The organism is Vibrio sp. 10N.239.311.G01 (assembly GCF_041465805.1).
GTDB lineage: Bacteria > Pseudomonadota > Gammaproteobacteria > Enterobacterales > Vibrionaceae > Vibrio > Vibrio crassostreae_C.
The window spans coordinates 79,030-103,262 of sequence record NZ_JBFSRM010000002.1; the positions used below are offsets into that span (position 1 = coordinate 79,030).

The 24,233-nt window shown below is 45.7% G+C and carries 22 protein-coding genes; 10 read left to right on the plus strand and 12 right to left on the minus strand.

Annotation, left to right across the window (positions count from 1 at the left end):
• Positions 1–250: 250 nt before the first annotated feature.
• The 5 genes from xdhA to AB6D06_RS01815 all read left to right on the plus strand — a co-directional run bounded on the left by xdhA (position 251) and on the right by AB6D06_RS01815 (position 7,606).
• Complete coding sequence (gene xdhA / locus AB6D06_RS01795; protein WP_050632513.1) at positions 251–1,696, plus strand: xanthine dehydrogenase small subunit; 1,446 nt, start codon at positions 251–253, stop codon at positions 1,694–1,696.
• On the plus strand, positions 1,689–4,094 hold the full coding sequence (gene xdhB, locus AB6D06_RS01800) for a xanthine dehydrogenase molybdopterin binding subunit (protein ID WP_372109864.1): 2,406 nt from the start codon (positions 1,689–1,691) through the stop codon (positions 4,092–4,094). The genes xdhA and xdhB overlap by 8 nt, the downstream gene beginning before the upstream one ends.
• 67 nt (positions 4,095–4,161) lie before the next feature.
• Positions 4,162–5,043: a xanthine dehydrogenase accessory protein XdhC gene (gene xdhC / locus AB6D06_RS01805; protein ID WP_372109865.1), complete on the plus strand. Its 882-nt coding sequence runs from the start codon at positions 4,162–4,164 to the stop codon at positions 5,041–5,043.
• Between the two features lie 59 nt (positions 5,044–5,102).
• Positions 5,103–6,437 carry a guanine deaminase gene (gene guaD / locus AB6D06_RS01810; RefSeq protein ID WP_372109866.1) on the plus strand — a complete coding sequence of 445 codons (1,335 nt, stop codon included), beginning with the start codon at positions 5,103–5,105 and terminating at the stop codon, positions 6,435–6,437.
• A gap of 287 nt (positions 6,438–6,724) precedes the next feature.
• Positions 6,725–7,606 (plus strand): AEC family transporter, encoded by an 882-nt coding sequence (locus tag AB6D06_RS01815; RefSeq protein WP_004732869.1) that lies wholly within the window; start codon positions 6,725–6,727, stop codon positions 7,604–7,606.
• Positions 7,607–7,717: 111 nt separating this feature from the next.
• Here AB6D06_RS01815 and AB6D06_RS01820 read toward each other — a convergent pair whose 3' ends face one another.
• The 12 genes from AB6D06_RS01820 to puuE all read right to left on the minus strand — a co-directional run bounded on the left by AB6D06_RS01820 (position 7,718) and on the right by puuE (position 16,476).
• Positions 7,718–8,098: a carboxymuconolactone decarboxylase family protein gene (locus AB6D06_RS01820; RefSeq protein WP_017083073.1), complete on the minus strand. Its 381-nt coding sequence runs from the start codon at positions 8,096–8,098 to the stop codon at positions 7,718–7,720.
• Positions 8,099–8,156: 58 nt separating this feature from the next.
• A complete protein-coding gene (locus AB6D06_RS01825; RefSeq protein WP_054541470.1) occupies positions 8,157–8,513 on the minus strand; it encodes a MerR family transcriptional regulator in 357 nt (118 codons plus the stop codon).
• A gap of 36 nt (positions 8,514–8,549) precedes the next feature.
• Positions 8,550–9,068 carry a hypothetical protein gene (locus AB6D06_RS01830; RefSeq protein ID WP_048669456.1) on the minus strand — a complete coding sequence of 173 codons (519 nt, stop codon included), beginning with the start codon at positions 9,066–9,068 and terminating at the stop codon, positions 8,550–8,552.
• A gap of 337 nt (positions 9,069–9,405) precedes the next feature.
• Positions 9,406–9,807, minus strand: coding sequence for a hypothetical protein (locus tag AB6D06_RS01835; protein ID WP_017076957.1), 402 nt, complete (start codon positions 9,805–9,807; stop codon positions 9,406–9,408).
• 21 nt (positions 9,808–9,828) lie between these two features.
• Positions 9,829–10,068 (minus strand): hypothetical protein, encoded by a 240-nt coding sequence (locus tag AB6D06_RS01840; protein ID WP_017076958.1) that lies wholly within the window; start codon positions 10,066–10,068, stop codon positions 9,829–9,831.
• A gap of 96 nt (positions 10,069–10,164) precedes the next feature.
• The gene (locus AB6D06_RS01845) at positions 10,165–10,761 is read right to left on the minus strand and encodes a DJ-1/PfpI family protein (RefSeq protein ID WP_372109867.1); all 597 of its coding nucleotides are present in this window, start codon (positions 10,759–10,761) and stop codon (positions 10,165–10,167) included.
• 83 nt (positions 10,762–10,844) lie between these two features.
• Positions 10,845–11,726 (minus strand): hypothetical protein, encoded by an 882-nt coding sequence (locus AB6D06_RS01850; protein ID WP_372109868.1) that lies wholly within the window; start codon positions 11,724–11,726, stop codon positions 10,845–10,847.
• 254 nt (positions 11,727–11,980) lie between these two features.
• Positions 11,981–13,300, minus strand: coding sequence for a urate hydroxylase PuuD (locus AB6D06_RS01855; RefSeq protein ID WP_372109869.1), 1,320 nt, complete (start codon positions 13,298–13,300; stop codon positions 11,981–11,983).
• Between the two features lie 14 nt (positions 13,301–13,314).
• On the minus strand, positions 13,315–13,875 hold the full coding sequence (locus AB6D06_RS01860) for an ureidoglycolate lyase (protein ID WP_108116938.1): 561 nt from the start codon (positions 13,873–13,875) through the stop codon (positions 13,315–13,317).
• Between the two features lie 15 nt (positions 13,876–13,890).
• Positions 13,891–14,877 (minus strand): allantoicase, encoded by a 987-nt coding sequence (alc, locus tag AB6D06_RS01865; protein WP_372109870.1) that lies wholly within the window; start codon positions 14,875–14,877, stop codon positions 13,891–13,893.
• A 123-nt stretch (positions 14,878–15,000) separates the two neighbouring features.
• Positions 15,001–15,516 (minus strand): 2-oxo-4-hydroxy-4-carboxy-5-ureidoimidazoline decarboxylase, encoded by a 516-nt coding sequence (gene uraD, locus AB6D06_RS01870; RefSeq protein WP_017067791.1) that lies wholly within the window; start codon positions 15,514–15,516, stop codon positions 15,001–15,003.
• Positions 15,517–15,537: 21 nt separating this feature from the next.
• The gene (puuE, locus tag AB6D06_RS01875) at positions 15,538–16,476 is read right to left on the minus strand and encodes an allantoinase PuuE (RefSeq protein ID WP_017083064.1); all 939 of its coding nucleotides are present in this window, start codon (positions 16,474–16,476) and stop codon (positions 15,538–15,540) included.
• Between the two features lie 411 nt (positions 16,477–16,887).
• Here puuE and uraH point away from each other — a divergent pair, with 411 nt between their 5' ends.
• The 5 genes from uraH (at position 16,888) to AB6D06_RS01900 (ending at position 24,095) form a co-directional block, all read left to right on the plus strand.
• Positions 16,888–17,241 carry a hydroxyisourate hydrolase gene (gene uraH / locus AB6D06_RS01880; RefSeq protein WP_017083063.1) on the plus strand — a complete coding sequence of 118 codons (354 nt, stop codon included), beginning with the start codon at positions 16,888–16,890 and terminating at the stop codon, positions 17,239–17,241.
• A gap of 245 nt (positions 17,242–17,486) precedes the next feature.
• Complete coding sequence (locus AB6D06_RS01885) at positions 17,487–18,830, plus strand: NCS2 family permease (RefSeq protein WP_017061593.1); 1,344 nt, start codon at positions 17,487–17,489, stop codon at positions 18,828–18,830.
• Positions 18,831–19,047: 217 nt separating this feature from the next.
• Positions 19,048–20,499 (plus strand): nucleobase:cation symporter-2 family protein, encoded by a 1,452-nt coding sequence (locus tag AB6D06_RS01890; RefSeq protein WP_102503268.1) that lies wholly within the window; start codon positions 19,048–19,050, stop codon positions 20,497–20,499.
• 224 nt (positions 20,500–20,723) lie between these two features.
• Positions 20,724–22,088: an 8-oxoguanine deaminase gene (locus AB6D06_RS01895; protein ID WP_102450561.1), complete on the plus strand. Its 1,365-nt coding sequence runs from the start codon at positions 20,724–20,726 to the stop codon at positions 22,086–22,088.
• Between the two features lie 768 nt (positions 22,089–22,856).
• Complete coding sequence (locus AB6D06_RS01900; RefSeq protein ID WP_102450560.1) at positions 22,857–24,095, plus strand: alpha-xenorhabdolysin family binary toxin subunit A; 1,239 nt, start codon at positions 22,857–22,859, stop codon at positions 24,093–24,095.
• Positions 24,096–24,233 lie beyond the last annotated feature (138 nt).

A 24,233-nucleotide genomic window follows, 5' to 3' on the forward strand; every position in this document is an offset into this window, starting at 1 on the left:
CCATAAATCTTGTCTTTATCTTGTATACATAGCTATCCATTCATTCACACCATAAAACTGTTCAATCTCAATCCAAACCCTTATAAAACAGACGACTATGACCAAAATTAAATTGTATACAATTCACTACAAGCCATCTTTGTTACATTTTTGTAAATAAATAGTTGACCGCAGGGTCAGGATGGATAATTATTGACCTAGAAGTCAAAAAGAATACACATGGAAATATGTCGATTTACAAGGAGGTCTCTTGATTACTTTTTTGCTCAATCAGGAAATAAGACGCGAAGATAATCTGTCGCCAAATATGACAGTGCTCAACTACCTTCGTACCAAGGTTAATAAAACCGGTACCAAAGAAGGTTGTGGGTCGGGTGACTGTGGTGCATGTACGGTAGTTCTGGGTGAGGTGGTTGATGGACAGCTGCAATACCGCTCGGTGAACTCTTGCCTTACGTTCGTTTCAGCGCTGCATGGCAAGCAACTGATCACAGTAGAAGATCTGCAAAATCGAGATCGCTCATTGCACCCAGTGCAAAAAGCGGTGGTTGATTTTCACGGTTCACAGTGTGGTTACTGCACGCCGGGCTTCATCATGTCGATGTTTGCGCTAGGCAAAAACAAACCCGATGCGAGCAAAGAAGACGTCATGGAATCACTGGCGGGTAACCTATGTCGTTGTACAGGCTACCGACCAATTGTTGATGCTGCGATGTCACTTTCAACAGACCAACCTTTGATCGACCAATTTGCTGAACTTGAACGCAACACCATCAAGAAGCTAGAAAGCATTCAAGACACTGAGGCCAACTTACGCCTTGGTCACCTCACCGCTTTTTCCCCAAAAAGCACCGATGAGTTGGCCAAGCTTTTTCAAGCCCACCCGAACGCTAAGCTGGTTGCTGGCGGTACGGATTTAGCGCTGGAAGTGACGCAATTCCATCGTGAGATTGAAACACTGATCAGCGTGAACCTTGTTGAAGACATGAAGGTATGTGAAGAGACCGACACCGATCTAATCATTGGTGCCAACCTGCCTATCAGTGATTCTTACTCACTATTGAAAAAACACTACCCAGATTTTGGTGAACTGCTGCATCGCTTTGCTTCACTGCAAGTGCGTAACCAAGGCACCATCGGCGGTAATGTAGCGAATGCTTCGCCTATCGGTGACACCCCTCCTCTGCTGATTGCCCTTAACGCAAAGATCAAACTTCGTTGCGGTGACGAGTCACGCACCATGCCGATTGAAGATTACTTCATCAGCTACAAAGTGACGGCGCAAAAAGAGAGTGAGTTCATTGAACAGATCATCATTCCTAAGCCAACTAACGACAGCTTCCGAGCTTACAAACTGTCTAAACGTTTAGACGATGATATCTCTGCGGTATGTGGTGCGTTTGATATTCAAATCGAAGACGGCAAGGTTTCTTACGCTCGTATCGCTTTCGGTGGTATGGCTGCAACACCTAAGCGCGCGGCGCGTTGTGAAAATACGTTATTAGGCAAACCGTGGACAGACGCTAATATTAAGTTAGCAATGCAGGAACTGTATAACGACTTTGAGCCACTATCTGATTTCCGTGCCAGCCAAGAATACCGTTCATTGTCGGCAGCAAATATGTTGCGTCGTTACTTCATTGAACAGCAGAACAAAAACAACCAAATCGAAACAAGGGTAACGTCTTATGTCTAAATCAAATTCCTCTGTTCACAAGAGCAATGCGATGACCCACGAAGAGATGGTTACCATTGCAAAACAAGACCTAAAAACTGGCGTAGGTAAAAGCGTTAAACACGACAGTGCAGCCAAGCAAGTCACGGGCGAAGCGGTATACATTGATGACCGCCTAGAGTTCCCAAATCAGCTGCATGTATACGCACGCCTGAGCACGCAAGCGCACGCTAACATCACCAAAATAGACCTGTCTCCATGTTACGAATTCGAAGGTGTGGCAATTGCTATTCAAGCGAAAGACGTACCGGGTGAACTGGATATCGGCGCCATCCTACCGGGTGACCCACTGCTTGCTGATGGCAAAGTAGAATACTACGGTCAACCTGTGATTGCCGTGGCAGCTAACGATTTAGAAACTGCACGTAAAGCCGCACACGCTGCAATCATTGAATATGAAGAACTGCCTGCGATTCTTGATGTAAAAGAAGCGCTAGAGAAAGAACACTTCGTAACAGAAAGCCACACTCAACAACGTGGTGACTCGAAAGCCGCACTGGCAAAAGCGAAACACGTGATCTCTGGTGACCTAGAGATCGGCGGCCAAGAGCACTTCTATCTAGAAACTCAAATCAGTAGTGTAATGCCAACCGAAGACGGCGGCATGATCGTCTACACCTCTACACAGAACCCGACCGAAGTTCAAAAGCTGGTTGCGGAAGTGATTGGCGTGCCGATGCACAAAGTCGTGATTGATATGCGTCGTATGGGTGGTGGTTTCGGTGGTAAAGAGACTCAAGCAGCCTCTCCAGCCTGTATGGCTGCGGTGATTGCCCACCTTACAGGCCGACCGACCAAAATGCGTCTGCTGCGTAATGAAGACATGCAGCAAACCGGTAAACGCCACCCGTTCTACAATCAATATACGGTCGGTTTTGACGACAATGGTGTGATTCAAGGTGCCGATATTACCGTTGCAGGTAACTGTGGTTACTCGCCAGACTTATCAAGTTCTATCGTCGACCGAGCGATGTTCCACTCAGACAACGCCTACTACCTAGGTGATGCAACTGTGGTTGGTCATCGATGCAAAACCAATACCGCATCGAACACCGCTTACCGTGGCTTTGGTGGCCCGCAAGGCATGATGACCATCGAGCACATCATGGACGAGATTGCGCGTTACCTGAAAAAAGATCCTTTGGAAGTACGTAAGGCGAACTACTACGGCGAAGAAGGCCGTAATGTGACCCATTACTACCAAACCGTTGAAGACAACTTTTTACCTGAGATAACCGAACAGCTTGAACGCAGCAGTGACTATCACGCACGTCGTAAAGAAATCGCTGAGTTCAACAGGCAAAGCCCTATCTTGAAGAAAGGCCTTGCTATCACACCAGTGAAATTCGGCATCTCGTTTACTGCGACTTTCTTGAACCAAGCAGGTGCACTCATCCATATCTACACCGATGGCAGTATTCATTTGAATCACGGTGGTACGGAAATGGGGCAAGGCTTGAACATCAAAGTGGCACAAATCGTTGCACAGGAGTTCCAAGTCGATGTCGAACGTATCCAGATCACCGCTACAAACACAGACAAAGTTCCGAACACATCACCAACCGCAGCCTCATCGGGCGCCGACCTCAACGGTAAGGCCGCGCAAAACGCCGCAATAACCATTAAGCAGCGCCTGATCGACTTCGCTTCTTCGCACTTCAAAGTGTGGCCTGAAGAAGTGGTGTTTAAAAACGGCATGGTGCAGATCCGCGATGAGATCATGACCTTCAACTCATTTGTTGAACTGGCTTGGTTCAACCAAATCTCGCTATCAAGCACTGGCTTCTATCGCACTCCGAAGATCTATTACGATCACGAGAAGGCGCGTGGTCGTCCGTTCTACTACTACGCCTATGGTGCTTCTTGTTCAGAAGTCATCATCGATACCCTGACTGGCGAGAACAAGATTCTGCGTGTCGATATTCTGCATGACGTAGGCGCTTCATTGAACCCGGCGATTGATATCGGCCAAGTCGAAGGTGGCTTTGTACAAGGTGTCGGTTGGTTAACAACGGAAGAGTTGGTGTGGAACCAGCAAGGCCGCTTAATGACCAACGGCCCTGCAAGCTACAAAATCCCTGCGATTGCTGATATGCCAATTGATTTCAGAACGCACCTTTTGGAAAACCGCAGCAACCCAGAAGACACAGTATTCAACTCGAAAGCCGTGGGTGAGCCACCTTTCATGTTGGGTATGTCGGTATGGAGTGCATTGAAAGATGCGATTAGCTACGTGGCCGTTGATGGAGCGATTCCTAAGCTCAACACACCAGCAACGCCAGAGCGTATTTTGATGGCGATTCAGGAAGTCTCTGAAACAGCCCCGACTTCGGTCGATGCTCAATCAGAAACGGCTTAGAGCTGACAGATATGGCATAGGGCGTAATAAACAGCTTAGGAAGCACAGAAGGGATTTAGGAGGACATATGTTTAAGGATAAATGGATTCACGAACTGGCAAAGCTGGAAGAGAGCTACGAACCATGTGTCATGGTGACAGTGCTTGAAGACAGAGGCTCAGTGCCACGTGATGCGGGCACCAAGATGCTTGTCACTCGTGACCGAATCATCGCTACGATTGGTGGTGGTCACCTTGAACATGTGGCCACTAAAATGGCTCGAGAGATGCTGATTGCCAGTGAAAAGTCACTCAAAGTGGAACGCTTCAACCTAGGCGCTCGCTTAGGCCAATGTTGTGGCGGAATGGCAACGTTAAGCTTTGAGCCGATTGGCACTCAACAGAATCATCTTGTGCTGTTTGGCGCAGGCCACGTTGCCAAAGCGCTGCTGCATATTGTCGCAACCCTGCCTTTCCGCGTGACCTGGATTGACGAACGTGAAGAAGTGTTCCCTGAAACGCTGCCACATAGTGTGAAGAAGCTTGTTTCAGATGATCCGGTTGGTGAAGTGAAACACATGCAACCAAACAGTTATTACCTTGTGATGACCCACAACCACCAGCTCGATTTTGACCTAACCAAAGCCATTATTGACCGTGAAGACAGCCGTTACTTTGGCATGATCGGCTCGCTTACCAAGCGTAAGAAGTTCGACTTCCGCTTAGAGCAGCGCGGCTACAGCCAAGAACAAATCGAAACCATGCTTTGCCCGATTGGCATTAGCGCCGTGAATGGCAAACATCCTGCCGAAATTGCGGTATCGGTTGCGGGTGAACTGATCGCACACTATCAAGGCCAAGCGCTTGAACAAAAGCGCCCAACCAAACAATATCGAAATCAGGGTTTGACCGATCAACACAGTCAACCAAGCGACGTAGGCGAACCACCATTGGAAGAGAAGATCGCCTAACACAAGTCGCAAAGCTTCAGTGGCCATAACGTCGCTGAAGTCATTAAAAGGAAGTAAACATGACAACGCAACGCAAAGCTTATCGCGCCAGTATTTTACACAGCGTCGCCGACCCAAAAGACGTCGGCATCGATGAGTCTTACGACTATTTTGAAGACGGTGTTTTAGTGGTTGAGAACGGCCATGTCGTCGACTTGGGCCATGTCGACGAGGTATTGGCTCGCCAACCTAAAACACTCGAAGTCAAAGAATACAAAGACAAGCTGATCACCTCTGGCTTTATTGATACGCACATCCACTACCCTCAAACAGGGATGATCGCGTCTTACGGTGAGCAACTTCTTGATTGGTTAGAGAACTACACCTTCCCAGAAGAAAAGCGCTTCAAAAACCCAGTCTACGCACACAAAGTGGCGAAGCTATTCCTAGACGAACTAGCAAGCAACGGCACAACCACGGCACTCGTGTTCGGCACGGTACACAAAGAGTCGGTTAACGTTTTCTTTGAAGAAGCTGAGAAGCGCAACCTACGTATGATTGCGGGTAAGGTTTTGATGGATCGCAATGCGCCTGATTACCTCACCGACACGCCAGAATCTGGCTACGCCGACTCCAAAGAACTGATTGAGAAATGGCACAACCGCAGCCGTTTGCTTTATGCCGTGACACCTCGTTTCGCGCCAACCAGTACACCAGAACAATTGGCTACCGTTGGTAAATTGCTAGAAGAGTACCCAGATGTGTATATGCACACGCACCTTTCTGAAAACGAGAAAGAGATTGAATGGGTAAAAGAACTGTTCCCAGAGCGCGACAGCTATTTGGATGTGTATGACCACTATGGCCTACTGCACAAACGTTCGGTTTTCGCCCATGGCATTCACTTGTCTGATTGCGAATGTAAACGCCTTGCTGATACTGAATCTGCCATCGCCTTTTGCCCAACTTCGAACTTATTCTTAGGCTCTGGCCTATTCCGATTACCAGAGATGGAAGAACACGGCATTCGTGTTGGTATGGGGACTGATGTCGGCGCAGGCACCAGCTTCTCGATTCTGCAAACCATGAGCGAAGCGTACAAAATCATGCAACTTCAACAAGAGAAACTTCACCCTGCTAAATCGCTGTTCTTGGCAACTTTAGGTGGCGCACGTTCTCTGCATTTAGAAGATAAAATCGGTAACTTAGAAGTAGGCAAAGAAGCGGATTTCGTGGTGTTGGATCTACACGCAACTCAGCTGATGCGCTTTAGAATGGAACAAACCACCAAGCTTGAAGAAAAACTTTTTGTATTGATGAGCTTAGGTGACGACAGAACCGTTAGCGAGACTTACATCTACGGCGAAAAAGCTTATGACGTGAATTTCAAAGATTACAAAAAGCTCGTTAGTTAGGCTTAAAACCGAGTAACAATCGCTAGACAGCGACAAGCCGTCGTTAATTAAAAATCCGTCCAGATTTATCTAGCCTTTAAAGACCAGTTGCTGATGCCACTGGTCTTTTTTGTGCTTCATTCAAAGAAATATAAATTAACCGCTCACAGACAACGATCTTCGGTGACGCCAAGTCATTATATTGATAGGTTAATGTTTATACATCTCGACTTTATGCTTCGTTTGGCGTCTCTCTAAAACATTCGTTTCTCAGCTAAATGGAAGCACCCAATCTAGAAAGGAATTCTATGTTCGAACAGGTCGTCAGCATTCTGTTTCCCGTTTTTGCTTTAGCCAGTGCTGGCTTTGCGGTTGGTCGTTGGCTCAAGCCCGATTTCAAACCGATCAATCGGATCAACATGGATGTGTGTATTCCTGCGCTAGTGTTTGCCTCGCTGACCACCATGCCCCTCGACACCGAGCAATTGCCACTCATCACCGCCTCTTTGGTCGCGGTGTTGGTGCCTGCTTTATTGATGATACCAATCTGTAAGATCTTTAAGCTCAACTTCAAAGCTTGGGCTCCGCCACACATGTTCCGCAACAGTGGCAACCTTGCGATTCCTCTATTCACGTATACCTTTGGCGAAAGCGCGTTAGCCCCTGCGGTACTGCTGTTTGTGGTATCGGCTTGCGTGCACATTAGTGTTGGCTTGGCGCTGTTGAGTGAAGGTAATCCGATCAAGCAGATCCTCAAGATGCCGATATTCTTAGCCGCAGCATTAGCGATGACGCTCAACCTGTCTGGCATTGCAGTATGGAATCCAATCTACGAAGCCACATCGCTACTCGGCCAAGCAGCCGTGCCCATCATGCTGTTGTCGTTGGGTTCGCAAATGGTCAACTTGAAGCTCAGCGGACTCAAAGTTGGCTTGCTGTGTACGGCTCAATCTCTGTTTACTGGTGCCATCGCCTTCGCCATCATCTACTTCTTTATCCCGCTGCCAACGCTGCACCTACAAATGATGGTGCTGTTCACCATGCTGCCACCTGCCGTGATGAACTACCTGTTTGCAGAACGTTTCAATGTCGAGCCACCCAAGGTCGCGTCTATGGTGTTGTTCGGCAACTTCCTGAGCGTGGTCACCTTGCCGATCTTGTTGTCATTCGCGCTGTCTATGTCATCTTAAAGAACCGCGAACCTTCAGGTTTACGACCTTTAAAACTTAGCCAATCAATAAAAAGGGAGCGCAACTTAGCAAAGTTGACGCTCCCTTTTCAGACTATATTTTCTATTTATCTCAAGCTGTGCCTCTCTCCGCAAGCACCTCTTTAAATGCGAACATGCCATTTAACGCCGCTGGGAATCCCGCATACACCGACATCTGCAATATCACTTCTTTGATCTCTTCCTCGCTACATCCAACATTGAGTGCCGCATTCAAATGCACCTTAAGCTGAGGGGCACAATTGCCGAGTGCGGTAAGGGCAGCGACGGTCGCGATCTCTCGCGATTTCAAATCCAAACCGGGGCGTGAATAGATGTCACCAAAGGGATACTCGATAGTATATTTGGCAAGATCAGGGCAGATGTCTTGCAGGCTTTCAATAACCTGTTGCCCTGCTTCTCCGTCGATATGATTAAGTCTTTCTAAGCCGATGTCGAAACGTGATTGATTCATAGGTTTGTTCCTTTTTATGATTTACAGGAACACCTTACAAGTTAGAGTCGACTCTAAGTCAACGGACTTTTCCATCTCGATACAAACTAATTTTTTCTTCCAATGCTGCCATGTGCTTTTGTTGTTCTTCGATATGGGAACGCAAATTCTGTTGATGTTGTTCGAGCAACACTTGGCGCTGCGAAGTCGATTCTGGCCCTAACTCCCTTAGCTTTGCGTATTCTAGAATCTCATCCAGTGGCATTGCGGTGTCTTTTAAGCGCTTCACGAACTCAATCCAGGTAACGTCCTTCGATGTATAGACTCGATGACCGCTACTGTTCCGCTGAACATTTTTCAACAAGCCGATTTTTTCATAGTAGCGAAGCGTGTGAGCCGACAAACCCACCAACTGAGAAAACTCACTCACATTCATTACTTCACCTTTTCTATCTGGGTATAGGAACTCAAACTATGCGCACTTATCTAATTTGAGCTCTGCGGTGACTTTCGTCAAACGCAACGCAATCGCGAAACACACTAAGTAAGGACTCACGTACCAAAAGATACTTTCTAGTGGCTGTTTCACCTGCGCTTCTCTGGTTTTTATGTATTGGTTTTTCTGCTTCTCATACTGACTCAGCATACCATCCACCCACACTGCATCGCTTTCAACCAGCGACACGCTAGGCGCAGGAACCGTAAAATCCGATGCGTTGGGTAACAAGGTGAAATCGACATCTTTGAACGTGATCGCCGTATTCAAATACCACAAACACGCTTCGTGGTGCTGAGCGTGATTATCTAAAGATGGTTGACCGGTGCAGGTATCACTTCGCAGCTTATCCAAAGAAAACTGCTGAACCGATTCTAAAATCGCCACCGCTCTGGTTTGTTCGGTTTCAACCCAGTCACCCGCTACTTTCGCACGAATCTCAGACACTGCACCCAGCATCCCGATACCCGCCAAGAACGGCCATAAATAATCCATAAGCTTCCATTTTCGTCGGCTCAAGTTGAACCCACACCAAATCGGAAGATGAAAAAGGAGCGTTAGCCCAAGCGATAGCAAAACGAAATTCAAGGAGCTAGAGAGCATGAGTTCGCTATCAAAGAAGTTCTTCATAATGAGAGACTTGCCTGTGTAACAAAGAGAAATTTGATACTAGGTTCGATATTTGAAAAGAGTGTAAGAGGAAAGTAAAAACAGCACCAACAATTGGCGTTGGCGCTGTTTATTTGAGCACATAGCTACCGATGGCAGGACTTAACCAATCGTTACTCAGCGATTGCTGAGTTGTTCACGATACACAAGGAGCTAAAGGCTCTTATGCGGCAGACTTTAGATAGATACCGACTTCTCTTAGCTGCGCTTTAATATCTAGCATTTGCACGTGAGACAACACTAATTGGATCAAATTAAATACTGCCACCGCAAACATCAAACCTGCGACGTAGCCAGACCATACTTGTTGGTCTGCCTGATACAGAGTATTGAACGAAAGAGCGAAGAAAATGAGGCTGGAAAAACCAGCAGCATATTCATTGCAGTTGTAGACGTATGAACGCGTAACGTAATCGTATTTAATCTTAACCTTTCCAGCGGCTCTGCCTAGTTTAAGATTAAGAACATTCCCGCTCACTTCATATTCCAGCCCGTTAATCGAAGCAATATCCTGAACTTTCTCAAGCATGTCTTTTTTGTCCGTATTATTTTGAATACTATCCATGGTCACACTCTATTCCGCTGCCTAAAAACTATTAAATACACCAATTGCCAAAAGAAGGAGTGCGAGACTAATAGCTCCGATATAAGAGATTCTGGTTCGCTCTTTTTCAGTTGGAATCAATGGGGGGAAGCGCCCTAATGTGAATACTTTACAGACTATCCAGCCAGCTCCGTAACCAATGAACTCAATCAAGATCGACTGAAACAGATACCTAAAGAATGAGCTCAATGCCCTAAAATACGCGACAATTAAGTCTTCCATTTTTTGTCCTAACTAAAGTCAATTTGGACTAAAAATGCCATGGGTAGATGTTCATATCAAGAACCTTATACAGGACTGCGTACGCAATGAATCAATTTAAACGTAAGTACTTACTATCGACATACAATGATTCACAGAGTCTTCTTTCTCACCAACAGGCGCAACATAGTGAATTGCAGCTTCGGCATGTTCTTGGTCTGCGAGCTTACAGATAACCCATGCAGCTAAGTATTTGGACGACAAGCAGCCACCCGCTGTAGCAATGTTACCTTCCGCATAAAACGGCTGGTCCAACACGGTCACACCGGATTCAATTACCCATGGCTTCGTTGTTAAATCAGTACAGGCTGGAACTTGATTCAACACCCCCAATACCGACATTAACAGAGTCCCTGAGCATTGACCGCCAATCAATTGTGTTTGTGGATTAAGGTTTAATCTTGAGAGTAATTTATCATCTTGGGCAATATCGCGGGTCAACATGCCACTACCAAACAACACCGCATCAGCAGTATTCGCGAACTCTAAAGGCTGTTGAGATTTAATTGTGACTCCATTCATTGAAGTCACTGATTCTGTAGGGCTAGTAATCTGCACATTCCAACCAAACTCTTTCATTCGATTCAAAATACCCGATGCGATGAAAGAATCTAGCTCGTTAAATCCATCAAATGTTAGTACGGCAATATCCATATTTGTCTTTTCCTTAAACCCTATTTAATAGCTCAGACACTGTGATTAAAACTACATACAACTCATTTTTGATTATATCTAACTCACTTTTCGAACCGAATCGCTGAGTAATCTATTGACCTACGATGCTTTAATTGGAGATGACCGTACACCTCAAACCACTCAAGAGATAACACATGCTTTTCACCACCTTCCAAATGTAGTTCGCAACGATACCGTTCAAAACTCGTGTCATTGACCAAACTTTGCCACTTAGTCAAATATCTTTCACGGCCATCACGAACAATTGAATCGGATAACTCACGATTCAACATGTGCTTTTGAGAAATCGCGTATACGAAACCGTCGATAATTTCTGAGAGTTCTAGCTTAATATCATGTGATAATTTTTTCTTTGGGACACCAGCTTTAACTAGGTCATCGTAATCGTAAAAAATACTGAAATGAGCAGTGCGACTTGATGTTTCGTGATCGTAGCGAACACCAGTAGTAAAAGTTCTTACAGGTAAAGCGCTATGTTGGCTATGTCCTCTCAAGTCGCAGCCAACTACGTAATGAATATTTGAGTCGTAAATATCCTGACGTTGTGATTCGACAGCAACTCTAGCAGCTTCGTCATTCGTAATCTCAAATGCAAAACATCGCTTCTTCCGTTCATTAAAATGCCAATCAAGATATAACTTACTTAAGTTGAATAAGTTAAAAGCCAAACTATTCAAAGAGCTACGAATTTCATGGTTTAGTACATAGTCAGCAAACGGGGTTGAAATAGACCTTAAATTCCAATAATTAACTTTATTTTTGAAGTCCCAATATGCTTCAATTATTTGGTCATAAATAATTTCTAGATCTAAAGCTTTGACTAGCAAAGAACGTATCTCTTGATAATTCTCCGCATCAGAATCTGATACGTCAAAAACTCGGTGCTCTGCTGTTTCAGTATTAAATACAACGATATTTTTCATAACTCTCTCAACTGATCTTGAACATCAACACTCTGCCCGACTAGACAGGAACAACCAACAGCACACTTTAATTCACATATGCACCTAGAGTCACTAACTAAATGATAATTCAGCATTACCTTTGTCCAAAAACAAAAAGCCCCGGTTATAAGAACCGGGGAAACAGGGTGGGATGAGTTTGGCGCGTGCCCGTAAACCAAACTCTCCCCAAGCCTCACCTAAGACTCATGCTCTCAGGTAAAGGATTCACATCATTATTGAAGCGTCGCGCCTTGCTCAACCCAAGTGCCGATGAGTGCGCGTTCTTCGTCGGTCATTTGAGTCATGTTACCGAGTGGCATCACCTTGGTTGTTACGGTTTGAGCAACAATCCTTGGTACATTGGCTTTAATCTCTTCTGGGGTATCAAACATCACACCGGCTGGCGCAGCAGCAAAAGCGGCGTGGCTTGGGGTTGATGAGTGACACACAGAACAGCGCTCTTGAATGACTTTGTTGATGGTTTCAAAGCTGACGCCTGCGCTAGCAGTTTGCATTGCGTGGTCTGCAGGTGCTGCCTGAGAACTAGTCGTAGTTGAAGCAGTACCGTTTTCAGCAAGCTCTTTTGTCTCCGATTCAGTCGCGCTTACTTGCACTTCTTGAACCACTGGCGCTTGCACAACCGGAGTCATCTGCTTTTTCGCGTAAGGCGAGGTAACAAACGCAAGCGTGATCATACCTAATGCCGCTACAGGTACAGTCCATGCAAACTTTTGGCTACCATGACGTGTGTTGAAGTAGTGACGCACCAAGATACTGAAGATCGCTAGCCCAGCAAGAATCAGCCAGTTGTATTCCGAGCCATAAGTACTTGGGAAGTGGTTACTGATCATGATGAACAGCACTGGCAGTGTCATGTAGTTGTTGTGACGAGAACGCAGTAAGCCTTTCGCTGGCAGTGCCGGATCCGGTTCGCGCTTCTCTTCTATCGCTTTCACTAAGTTACGCTGTGCTGGCATGATAACGCGGAATACGTTACCCACCATGATGGTACCAATGATTGCGCCAACGTGAATATAAGCACCACGGCCACTGAACACTTGAGTTAGGGCGTACGTCGCAGCGACGAGCAGCACAAACAGCACAACGCCAAGCAACACGGGTGTTTTACCTAATGGTGAGTCACACAGTAAGTCGTAAATAAACCAACCGGCAACGAATGAACCAATACCAATCGCGATTGCGGTTGTTGAATCAAGGCCAGAGCCCGGTGCAATCAGGTAAATCTCAGCGTTGAGGTAGTAAACCACACCCAGTAGACACACACCGGTGATCCACGTGAAGTAAGCTTCCCATTTGAACCAGTGCAGGTGCTCTGGCATCTCTGGTGGCGCAAGTTTGTACTTCTCTAGGTGATAAATACCACCGCCGTGAATTGCCCATAAGTCGCCTGAAAGGCCCGTTTTAGGGTTAACTCGGTTAAGGTTATTCTCTAACCAAACAAAGTAAAATGATGCGCCTATCCACGCAACACCAACAATCATGTGAGCCCAGCGTATTGCTAAGTTCAACCACTCTGTAATATGCGGATCCATAATAAACTCCTGTATCACAACGCTTTAGCTAAGCGTTGCTCTTCCTTATTGTCGTCCGTTGGCAGATCGTCCAAATGTAATGCCACTCGATCGTTGTCGAAATAAACTTCATCACAGTTGTGCCCTTCGCCGCCTCTATCGACGATCAAGAACTGGTCTTGCTCAGTAAGCGCGAGAACTGGGTGATGCCACACCCCTTTGTGATAGTTCACTCCTTGACGGCCGTTGCTCAAGAAAGCTCGGCTATTGGCTAATGTTGGATCGTCGCCTTTTGGCGCAACAACAATTAAATAGGGTTGACCAAGTAATGGAATGAATGCCTGAGAGCCAAGTGGATGACGCTCTAACATTTTGATGGTCAGTGGGTAGCTCAACGGTGTGGCTTGGAAGATGCTGATGATGGCTTCTCCGTCTTGGTCTTGCACATCCGTTGTCGCTAGCTTGTGGTAGCGACGTGTTGATCCACTGTTGATCATGAAGAAATCACTATTATCGGACTCGATAACATCGCCAAACTCTGCAAAAGCCTGCTTGGTTAACGGTTCGATGGATAAACGACGTATTCCATTACTCATATCTGATTTCCTTACCTATTTCGCTTTCGTACCAAACAGACGCAAACGGCTGATACCACCATCTGGGAATATGTTTGCACGTACGTGGGTAATCGCACCAAGGTCGTTTACCTCAGAAATGAATTCGTGAATTTCGTGCGCTTGCAGCTTTTGTGCAGGCAACAGTTCACGCCAGAATAGGCTTTGTGTTTCTACTTGGTCGTCGGTACCACCTTTCACGTAAGCAGCTTGAATTGAGCAGCTGTCAGGATAGTTACCTTTGAAGTGGGCCGTATCAACAACGATACGTTCGATGTTACCTGGGTGGCCTAATGCCACAATTACCCAGTCGTTACCCGGTGTACGACGACGCGCTGTTTCCCAACCGTCACCCATGTTTTCACCGCGGCCAGGGCCTAAGATGTTGGCTTTGTTGCCGTAGTGCTCATCGCTACATGCCAATGCTCGGCCACCGTGTTCAACCGATGCTAGGTCAACTTGTTGCTGAGAATCTATTGCTTCCCAATCCACACTTGGTCGGCCATAAACACGTAGGCGAGCGACACCGCCGTCTGGATAGATGTTCAAACGTAGGTGCGTAAATACTTGGTCGCTTTCAATCGCTTCAAGATGATGATGATCACCTTGTAGTGCCATTGAAGGCAGAATTTCTTGCCACTCTGTTGAGTCAGTTGGCTCACCTTGTGGTGAATAACACGCGTCAATTGATGCCGAAGGTGGGAAGTTACCTGTGAAGAATGAGGTATCAATATCAACGCCAGCAATGGTGCCAGCTAGGCCAAGGCGAACGACACAGTAGTCGTAACCTTCACCACGTTTACGTCTGCTTTCCCAACCGTCCATCCACTTGCCGTTATCGTCGTATAAGTCGTCTTTCCACTCTGGTGCTACGTGGCTGAGTAGACGGCTTTTATCCGCGAAAAAATCGTCTGTTGCGAAGATAGCTTCTGCGCCGAGTTTTTCGTCTGCAAGGTTTATGTATTGTTCAAATGTTTGGGTCATGTCCGTGTAATCCTATCCAATTAATCAAGTAATAATAAAATGAGAACTTAGTGGCTTATTCGCTTATAAAGCGTGCTCTTAGCGCACTAAGACTGGGCTGAGATAGCTGTTAACTCCGTTAACTTACATATCCCAGAGACGAAACATCGCGATCTTGTTGATCTCTTGAATCGCCGTAGCAAACTCAGTTTCACTATCATTTCCTAATCGCATCTCGAACGACTCAAGAATTTGGTAACGATTGGCTCCCTTCACCGCCATGATAAAAGGGAAATTGAAGCGACTTTTGTAGCTGTTGTTGTAAGAAGTGAATTTTTCAAATTCTTCGGCGTTGCACTGGTCGATGCCCGCCCCCGCTTGTTCTTTGGTCGACGACTCGGTGAGTTCGCCGTTTACTGCTGCTCGACCGGCTAAATCCGGGTGAGCGTTGATCAAAGCCAACTGCTTGCCTTGGTCTGCACTTAACAAGGTCGATGCCATTTTCAGATGAAGATTCTCGATATGATCGTCTTCGGCATTCAAACCTTGGTCATACACCACTTCTGCAACCCATGGGCTGTGTTCGTAGACATCAGCAAAGTGAGCGACAAAGGTATCGCGGTCCATGGTTGTTGGTTGGCATGATCGAAATTCAGTCACGTAAGCCTCCTTGCTTCACTGCTACTTTTGCTGTTGATGATTAGCGTTATTTGGTTGATATGGATGATGTTGGTGCCAGTGGTTGGCGATATCGATTCGACGACATAACCACACGCTGTCGTGCTGTTTTACGTAATCTAAGAAACGTCTCAATGCAGCAATACGACCGGGGCGACCAATCAGACGACAATGCAGCCCAACCGACATCATTTTCGGTGCGGTTTCGCCTTCCATATAAAGGGTGTCAAACGTGTCTTTCAGATATTGGAAGAACTGCTCACCAGAGTTAAAGCCTTGCGCCGTTGAAAAACGCATGTCGTTCACATCAAGTGTGTAAGGGATCACCAATTGCGGATGACCAGTCTCGGTGTGCCAATACGGCAGGTCATCATCATAGGCATCTGAGTCGTAAAGAAAGCCGCCTTCTTCTGCGACTAAGCGACGCGTATTTGGACCTGTTCGACCTGTGTACCAACCTTGTGGGCGTTGACCCGTCACTTGTTGGATGATCTCAATCGCTTTGGTCATGTGGTCGCGCTCTTCAGACTCATCAATGTATTGATAGTCTATCCAGCGATAACCGTGGCTACAGATTTCGTGACCCGCTTCGACCATGGCTTTGGCAACGTCTGGGTGACGCTCAATCGCCATTGCAACCGCAAAGACGGTCAGTGGGATTTCATATTCATCGAACAAGCGAAGAACACGCCACACACCCGCACGGCTACCATATTCATAGATGGATTCCATGCTCATGTGACGTTCGCCTTTAATCGGCTGTGCTGACGGGATCTCTGAAAGAAAAGCTTCAGACTCGTCGTCTCCATGTAACAAACAACGCTCACCGCCCTCTTCATAGTTCAATACAAAAGAAACCGCGACGCGCGCATTACCTGGCCATTGAGGGTTTGGAGGGTTAGCTCCGTAACCGATCAAATTTCTTGAATAATCCTTATTCATCCAAGTACTCCTAACATAAGTGGTTGGCTTAGTCGCTCTTTAAGTAAGTCACCAAATGATTCAACCAAGTGGATTCTCGATAAACAGAGCAACCTTACCCCTGTACATTTATTGTATACAATTATTTATCTCAATGTAAAGATTTTGTTATTCAAGTTAAATTTACGCACCATTACCATTTAAAAACAACAGCTTAATAAAGTCAAAGTTCACCAAAAAACGATAATCAAGATCTATAAAGTCAGAAAAAACGACACAATAGTTAACATTTTTCCAACAATTAGCTTTACTAATTGTGTACAGTTCGTACATAGTTAGTGATAACAAAGTGACCAGTTGCATTCTTTGCAAGGTCGAAACAGACAGATAAACCACGGAACAGAGGAGCGCCAAAAGCGCTATTAAAGGACTATGGGAAGATTAACAACACACGTATTAGACACAACTCACGGCTTACCGGGTGCAGAGATCAAGGTAGAGCTTTATAAGGTCAATGAAGACTCAACAGAAAAGCTGGCGACGGTAATCACTAACTCCGATGGCCGAACCGATGCGCCGATTCTGGCAGGGAATGATTTCCGACCGGGGAAATATCAATTGGTGTTTTACGTAGCCGATTACTACAGAAGTAAAGGCGTGGAATTGGATGGCGTGCCTTTCCTAGACGATGTTGTTATTCGCTTTGGTCTAGATGATCCAGAAGCGCATTATCACGTTCCTCTTCTCGTCTCGCCTTACAGTTTCTCAACCTATCGGGGCAGTTAGTCTCGTGACCTAGAACTTCTAACTAGGCTCACCGAAAAATATTAAGCAGATTAGTGCGTGCATCTAAAATGATGCGCGCTCATTAAACACGCTCATATAAAAATACTAACAACGTTATTAGTTAGAAGTTGATGACTAATCAACTGATAGCTAAAGAAATAGCGGCTAGGAAAAAACCTTAAAACTTAATATTGAAATCTCGCTGTATTCAATAAATGGATCACAACATAAAAGGACTTGCTGACATGAGTGAGAGTAAAACAGAAATACTCAACCAAGATGCGAATAACGGAATTTTAGAGAAACTCTTTAAAATTAAGGCACACGGAAGCAGTGTGAAAAATGAGTTGGTCGGCGGTGTCACCACCTTCGCAACCATGGCTTACATCATCTTCGTTAACCCACAAATCATGGCCGCATCGGGTATGGATGCAGGAGCGGTATTCGTCGCAACCTGTATTGGTGCAGCTATCGGTTGTTTGTTAATGGGGTTATTTGCGAACTGGCCTGTCGGACTTGCGCCGGGCATGGGCTTGAATGCCTTCTTCTCGTTCACGGTAGTAAGCGAAATGGGCTACAGCTGGGAAGTGGCACTGGGTGCGGTGTTTATCTCAGGTATCTTGTTTGTCGGGATGAGTTTCTACAAAGTCCGCCAATGGATCATTGAAAGTATCCCTGTGAGTTTACGTTACTCCATGACTGCGGGCGTTGGTTTGTTCTTAGGTCTAATTGGTCTTAAAACAGCAGGTATCGTCGTCGAAAACCCAGCAACACTGGTATCACTAGGTGACTTCACTAAACCTGAAGCGCTACTGGCCGCTATCGCTTTCCTTATCATCGCTGTTCTTAGTGAGCGTAAAGTATTTGGTGCGGTGTTAATCGGTATTTTGAGTGTAACGCTCGTCGGCATGATGCTTGGCTTAGTGCATTACAACGGCTTCTTCGCGGCGCCACCAAGCTTAGCACCTACGTTCCTAAAAATGGACATTATGGGCGCTCTCGATGTTTCAATGATCAGCGTTATCTTGGCTTTCCTTTTTGTAAACATGTTCGATACCGCGGGTACTTTGATGGGCGTGGCTGAGCGTGCAAACCTAACTAATCCTGAAACAGGCAAGATCGAAGGCCTAAGCAAAGCGCTGAAAGCCGACAGTATCTCAAGTGTGGCAGGTGCGTGTGTGGGTTGTCCGCCAGTAACCAGTTACGTAGAAAGTGCAGCGGGCGTTGCAGCAGGCGCACGAACAGGCCTATCTGCGATTGTGGTTGGTGTGTTGTTCTTAGCGGCAATTTTCCTATCTCCACTTGCTGGCATGATCCCCGCTTACGCAACCTCTGGCGCGTTGATTTACGTAGCGTTCGTGATGATGAGCAGCATGCAGCACGTTGATTGGAAAGACTTCACCAACGGTGCTCCCGCAGCCATTACAGCGTTAATGATGCCTCTGACCTTCTCTATCGCGAATGGTATCGCACTGGGTTTCATTACCTACACAGTGCTGAAACTGGCGACAGGTAAAACAAAAGACGTCTCGATTTCGATGTACTTCTTAGCGGCTATTTTTGTCGCGAAGCTCGTGTTCATCGGTTAATCACCCAACGTAACTATCGCTTGGCTTGTTCGCAGGCCGAGCTATCAAGACACATGCTAAAACAACATTTTTAAGAAAAAGCTAATTGTGCTAATCAGCGGAACACACAAATATCCGCTCGGTTAGTGCACCTTTTTTATGACCCTACGCAGTTTGTAGAAGTCATTATTTGACCGCCAATCGCCTGTAAACGGAAACACAGGCAGAGGAATATCAAATGAAACTTCTGTACACCCTAAATGAAAGACCGCCTCACGGCTTAACCTTCCTACTCGCATTACAGCACATGCTCGCCTCGATTGGTGGCATCGTCGCTGTTCCCCTTATTGTCGGCGCGTCAATTGGCTTGCCTAACACCGAGATAGTTTCATTGATCAATGCTGCGCTGCTGGCGTCAGGTATTGTGACTGTCGCTCAATGTCTTGGCTTTGGTCCTATTGGTATTCGGCTGCCCGTTGTGATGGGTTCGAGCTTTGCCTTTTTGGGCGTCGCCATTTCAATCGGCAACGAAGGCGGTGTCGCCGCGATCATGGGCTCAGCGCTTATCGGCTCGTTCGTGGTGATTGGTGCCAGCTTCTATATGGACAAGGTTCGGAAACTGTTCCCAACCGTGGTAAGTGGTGTAGTGGTTACCTTAATCGGCTTAACCATTTTACCGGTTGCCATGAACTGGGTCGGAGACTCTCCTGCCAACACAGAACAATTCGCCACGCTGCCAAAGCTGTTTCTAGCACTGATCTCTTTGGGGATTGTGGTTGGCGTATCGGTTTACTGTAAAGGCGCGGTTGCCGCTTCGGCCATCGTGATTGGTTTAGCGGGCGGTTACATTGTGGCGCTATCACTCGGCATGGTCGACCTTGAGCAAATCAGCTCTGCCGCTTGGGTTGGTGGTCCTGAGCCCTTCAAATATGGCTTTACCTTTTCTGCGAGTGCCATCATCAGTATGAGCTTGGTGTACATCGTGGTTATCGCCGAAGCAACGGGGGACTTCATGGCATTAGGCAACAACTGCCAAACCCAAGTCAGCGGTAAAGACTTAAAACGTGGTCTTCTAGGCGATGGCCTTGGCAGTACCTTATCTTCAATTTTAACGGCAATGCCACTGGCATCATTCAGTCAAAACGTCGGTATTGTGGGTATCACAGGTGTAGCGAGTCGTTATGTAGTGGCTGCAACCGGTGGTTTGTTGATTTTAGGTGGTTTATTCCCGAAATTAGCCGCTATTGCCGTCACGATCCCGAAACCTGTTCTAGGTGGTGTGGGTTTTGTGATGTTCGGTATGATTGCCTACGCGGGTATCCGCATGTTGATCAAGGCCGCAGACACCAAGCGAAATGCCTTGGTAATCTGTGTAGGTTTGGCGTCTGGTTTGGCCGTCACTTTCGAACCAAGATTACTGCAACACTTGCCGCACGATTTGGCGAACTTTCTTCACTCTGGCATCACTACCGGTACTATCATGACGGTGCTATTGAACCTTGTTTTACCAAAGTCTTCACGAGCAGAAGAGCAAGAAGCACTGGCCGAAAGCCAAGCGCAAGTTGAGCTAGAAATGAAAGAACAGGCTGAAGAAGAACGACACTCAGACGAGCAATTAGAGATTCAACAAGCAAGTACAGAAGCAGACGTTCAAGCGGCTTCAGAAAACCCTGAGCCCAAAGCGAACTAACTAGCTAACTCTCGAACTAATTAAGTCTGAAACTAACTAAGTCTCAAATTAACTGAGTCTAGAACTAACTGGTTCACTGACTAACGTAAACCGATTTTCACAGAATCAGGGAATGATTAGAACATTGAACGTTTTAACGCCCTGATTCTAATTTATCTTTCACTACAAATACCAATAAAGACCCTCTTCCCTGAAAAGGCTGAGATGGCTAAGGACTACTATGAATGGAAACCATCTGGATTAAGAATCCTCTCGCAATCTACACTGGCTCACTAGCTGATGCAGAAGGCGGAATTGTCATTAAAGGTAATACAATCATTGAGCTGGTTGGCAAACACAAAGAGCCAACCTTGCCCGTAGATTACAGCGTCGACGCCTCTCGTCATGTTGTAACACCAGGGCTTATCAATGCGCACCACCACTTCTATCAAACCCTAACGCGTGCCTACCCCGGCGCACTGAATAAAGAGCTCTTCCATTGGCTACAAAGCCTCTACCCTGTGTGGGCCAACCTCGACTCTGAGATGATGAGCCTTGCCACAGAGTTAGCTCTGGTTGAATTAATGATGTCAGGCTGTACCACAGCGTCAGATCATCATTACTTGCTGCCAAACGGACTAGAACACGCCATCGATTTACAAGTTGAGGCCGCAGAGAAACTAGGTGTAAGAGCGATATTCACTCGCGGTTCTATGAGCCTAGGGGAAGATGACGGTGGGCTACCTCCACGACACACCATTCAAACCGAACAGACCATTATTGATGACAGCCAACGCTTGATTCGCGATTACCACCAGCGCGATGAAGGGGCGATGATTCAAATCGCACTCGCGCCTTGTTCGCCGTTCTCGGTCACCACCGATCTAATGAAAGAGACCGCCAAGATCAGTGAGCGTGAGAACGTGATGATGCACACTCACCTATGCGAAACGCTCGATGAAGAGGACTTCTGTATCGAGAAGTTCGGTCTACGCCCTGTCGATTACCTAGAAGATGTGGGCTGGCTGAATGAACGCACTTGGCTTGCACACGGCATTCACTTCAACCCAGAAGAGATCAAACGATTGGGTAAAGCAGGCATTGGCATCAGCCACTGCCCTACTTCCAACATGATGCTGGCTTCTGGTATTTGTAAGAACAACGACCTTGAAGCCGCTGGCGTTAAAGTCGGGCTAGGTGTTGATGGTTCGGCCTCCAATGACGGTTCGAACATGATTGCCGAAGTACGTATGGCGATGTATCTACAACGCCTGCAGTATGGTTCTGCCAATGTTTCACACTTTGACGCACTGCGCTGGGCAACGTCAGGCTCAGCACGCGCAATGGGTAGAACGGATATCGGTACACTAGAAGTCGGAAAACAAGCCGACATCGCGATGTTCAAACTCGATGATATTCGTTTCTCTGGCAGCCACGATCCACTGGCTGCACTACTACTTTGTGGCGCTCAACAAGCGGATAAGGTGATGGTAGCCGGAAAATGGCGAGTTAATGATGGGGCTGTAATTGGCGTAGACATGGAACAATTGATGCACCGCCACCATGCCGCAGCGATGAAGCTCGGTAAGCTGGCGATGAATAACAACTAACTAAGACACTTGCCCATCAAACACTGCAAGCAGAAGTGAGTGGTTTTGATGGGCAAACACCCAGAACATCCTAAAGATTCGAAAATATCGCAAACATTCTAAAACCCCATGAACATAATGTCCTCTCAACCTACGTATCCATCTATTTCCTTAAATAATTCCAGCCTTAATAAATCCAAAACAATGTTATTAATTAAAGAGAATCTAATTTAACTTCATCTAATATAAATTCCACTAATAAAACACTCGCTAATAAAAAGCCACTAACAGAAACTTCCCTTAATATAAAACTTGAACATTATCTGGCACAGATCAAATTTAAAACGCTCGTTCTATTTATATATTCATCAAATTAATCAACAGATTTAGTAATAATGGAAATTATGAGGATAATTATACTTTTATCACTTATCGCATTTATGAATAGAATAAAAACCTCTCGAGGCCTTTCCATACCTAGCCTGACAAAAGACACAAGAGTAGTGACTTAAATATCATTAAATTCAATAGATCAACAATCAATCAATATGAATTCAAATGTGTGATCTAAATAGAACTTTTCATTATAAATCTACTATAGATTGACCAAATATTATAAAAACAAAAAACACATTAAAGGAGTCAATTTTAAAAACAAAAAAATAATTACAAAAATAACAATATAAAACTATTCAATAACCCTTCATAAATATTTAAATAATGCCATCGGATGGTAGGGGGATTATTGTCTTTGTAAAAAGCTAATAACAAATCTAACAGGGCTAAACGATGAAAAAAATCACTAAAACACTCGTACTATCTTCGATTTCAATTGGGCTACTTTCTTCTTTTGCTTTCACTTCTCAAGCAGCGCCAGTTCAAATTAACCAAGCGTCAGCTGAACAAAACATACCTCAAGTCACCTACGATACGATAATCGGTGAGAATGGCGTCTTTATTGATTTAGATACCGACAACTTTATTCTCAAACAGCAAGAGTGGTATCAGATCCAAGCCTATGTCGAAGGTGCTTTAGCACTGCCTGTGACAGAAGCCAGTATGAAGTCGACTTTAAGTATTCCTAACGACATTCCTTTCTCTAATTTTCAAGCACTGGTCGAGCAATACTCAAACATTCACGATACTGCCTTTTATTGGAAAAAAGACCTTTACCCAAGCATCGTTGGCCTTTCATTAAGCTTGGCCAATTACGCACAAATTAAAGACTACATGCTCACCCCTTTGAGCGATGCTTTGAATGAAATGTTGACCAAAGCATTCTCGCCCCTGCCGGAAGATATTGAAGCAGTAGAACGCAACAGAAAAATGGCGATTGCTTACCTAAAAAGCCTGCAGAACTTTTCCATGAAATACCAACAAGAAGTGTCTGACGTTGGCGGAAGTCTATTGGAATTTTCAGCCACACTGGACACGCAAAAATTGCAGCTAGATGTGTTGGAAGGTACCCATAACGGTTATCTAAGCGATGATGGCAGTGCGCTTCAGCAACGAGTGAATGACATCAATGCACGTATCACTCAGCTCAACAAAGATTACACTCACTACGTTACGGTCGCCTCTACCGCAGTGACTTATGCTTGGTTCCCTCTGGTTGCAGGGCCAATTATGGGCGTCTACGGCGATAAAGCAGAAAAAGCACGCAAACTTCGTAACGAATTACAAAACGAAGTAAAAGAGCTTCAAGAGCAGTTAACTTACACGCAAAAAATATATAACTCTTATCATCGCTCTTCGGAGAGTATCGAGATAATTTCTCAGCAAATTGAAAATGCGATTCCACATATTAATAAGCTGAAACTGAATTGGCAGAAAATGAATGCCGACTTCACTTCACTGCTCGTTGCACTAGAACAAGCTCAAGATAATGCCGATATCATGAGAGACGATACCATGCTTGGTGCGATAGGCGCTCTTGCGAATACAACAGTTGCAGAAAGTAACTGGAGTAATATTAGTGAGAAAGCAAAAGCGTTCGCAAACAATGCATATATCCAAAAAATGGATTAGTCCCTATACCTATCGAAAAGTAGCGCGACAGATAAAATCGACGCTATATACAGAAACGCTATACACAGCAACGAAACTGCTAAAAATATAACAAGATAGCCAAATTACCTTCCGAATAAGAAGCCGCACCTTAAGCAA

Excerpts from the sequence above, each read along its gene's own strand:
- xdhB (WP_372109864.1), top strand. The coding sequence starts at position 1,689 with ATGTCTAAATCAAATTCCTCTGTTCACAAGAGCAATGCGATGACCCAC.
- AB6D06_RS01835 (WP_017076957.1), bottom strand. The coding sequence starts at position 9,807 with ATGGATAGTATTCAAAATAATACGGACAAAAAAGACATGCTTGAGAAA.
- puuE (WP_017083064.1), bottom strand. The coding sequence starts at position 16,476 with ATGAATAAGGATTATTCAAGAAATTTGATCGGTTACGGAGCTAACCCT.
- xdhC (WP_372109865.1), top strand. The coding sequence starts at position 4,162 with ATGTTTAAGGATAAATGGATTCACGAACTGGCAAAGCTGGAAGAGAGC.
- AB6D06_RS01890 (WP_102503268.1), top strand. The coding sequence starts at position 19,048 with ATGAAACTTCTGTACACCCTAAATGAAAGACCGCCTCACGGCTTAACC.
- AB6D06_RS01885 (WP_017061593.1), top strand. The coding sequence starts at position 17,487 with ATGAGTGAGAGTAAAACAGAAATACTCAACCAAGATGCGAATAACGGA.
- alc (WP_372109870.1), bottom strand. The coding sequence starts at position 14,877 with ATGACCCAAACATTTGAACAATACATAAACCTTGCAGACGAAAAACTC.
- AB6D06_RS01895 (WP_102450561.1), top strand. The coding sequence starts at position 20,724 with ATGGAAACCATCTGGATTAAGAATCCTCTCGCAATCTACACTGGCTCA.
- AB6D06_RS01855 (WP_372109869.1), bottom strand. The coding sequence starts at position 13,300 with ATGGATCCGCATATTACAGAGTGGTTGAACTTAGCAATACGCTGGGCT.
- AB6D06_RS01830 (WP_048669456.1), bottom strand. The coding sequence starts at position 9,068 with ATGGATTATTTATGGCCGTTCTTGGCGGGTATCGGGATGCTGGGTGCA.
- AB6D06_RS01815 (WP_004732869.1), top strand. The coding sequence starts at position 6,725 with ATGTTCGAACAGGTCGTCAGCATTCTGTTTCCCGTTTTTGCTTTAGCC.
- AB6D06_RS01820 (WP_017083073.1), bottom strand. The coding sequence starts at position 8,098 with ATGAATCAATCACGTTTCGACATCGGCTTAGAAAGACTTAATCATATC.
- AB6D06_RS01850 (WP_372109868.1), bottom strand. The coding sequence starts at position 11,726 with ATGAAAAATATCGTTGTATTTAATACTGAAACAGCAGAGCACCGAGTT.
- AB6D06_RS01845 (WP_372109867.1), bottom strand. The coding sequence starts at position 10,761 with ATGGATATTGCCGTACTAACATTTGATGGATTTAACGAGCTAGATTCT.
- guaD (WP_372109866.1), top strand. The coding sequence starts at position 5,103 with ATGACAACGCAACGCAAAGCTTATCGCGCCAGTATTTTACACAGCGTC.
- AB6D06_RS01900 (WP_102450560.1), top strand. The coding sequence starts at position 22,857 with ATGAAAAAAATCACTAAAACACTCGTACTATCTTCGATTTCAATTGGG.
- AB6D06_RS01825 (WP_054541470.1), bottom strand. The coding sequence starts at position 8,513 with ATGAATGTGAGTGAGTTTTCTCAGTTGGTGGGTTTGTCGGCTCACACG.
- uraH (WP_017083063.1), top strand. The coding sequence starts at position 16,888 with ATGGGAAGATTAACAACACACGTATTAGACACAACTCACGGCTTACCG.
- AB6D06_RS01860 (WP_108116938.1), bottom strand. The coding sequence starts at position 13,875 with ATGAGTAATGGAATACGTCGTTTATCCATCGAACCGTTAACCAAGCAG.
- AB6D06_RS01840 (WP_017076958.1), bottom strand. The coding sequence starts at position 10,068 with ATGGAAGACTTAATTGTCGCGTATTTTAGGGCATTGAGCTCATTCTTT.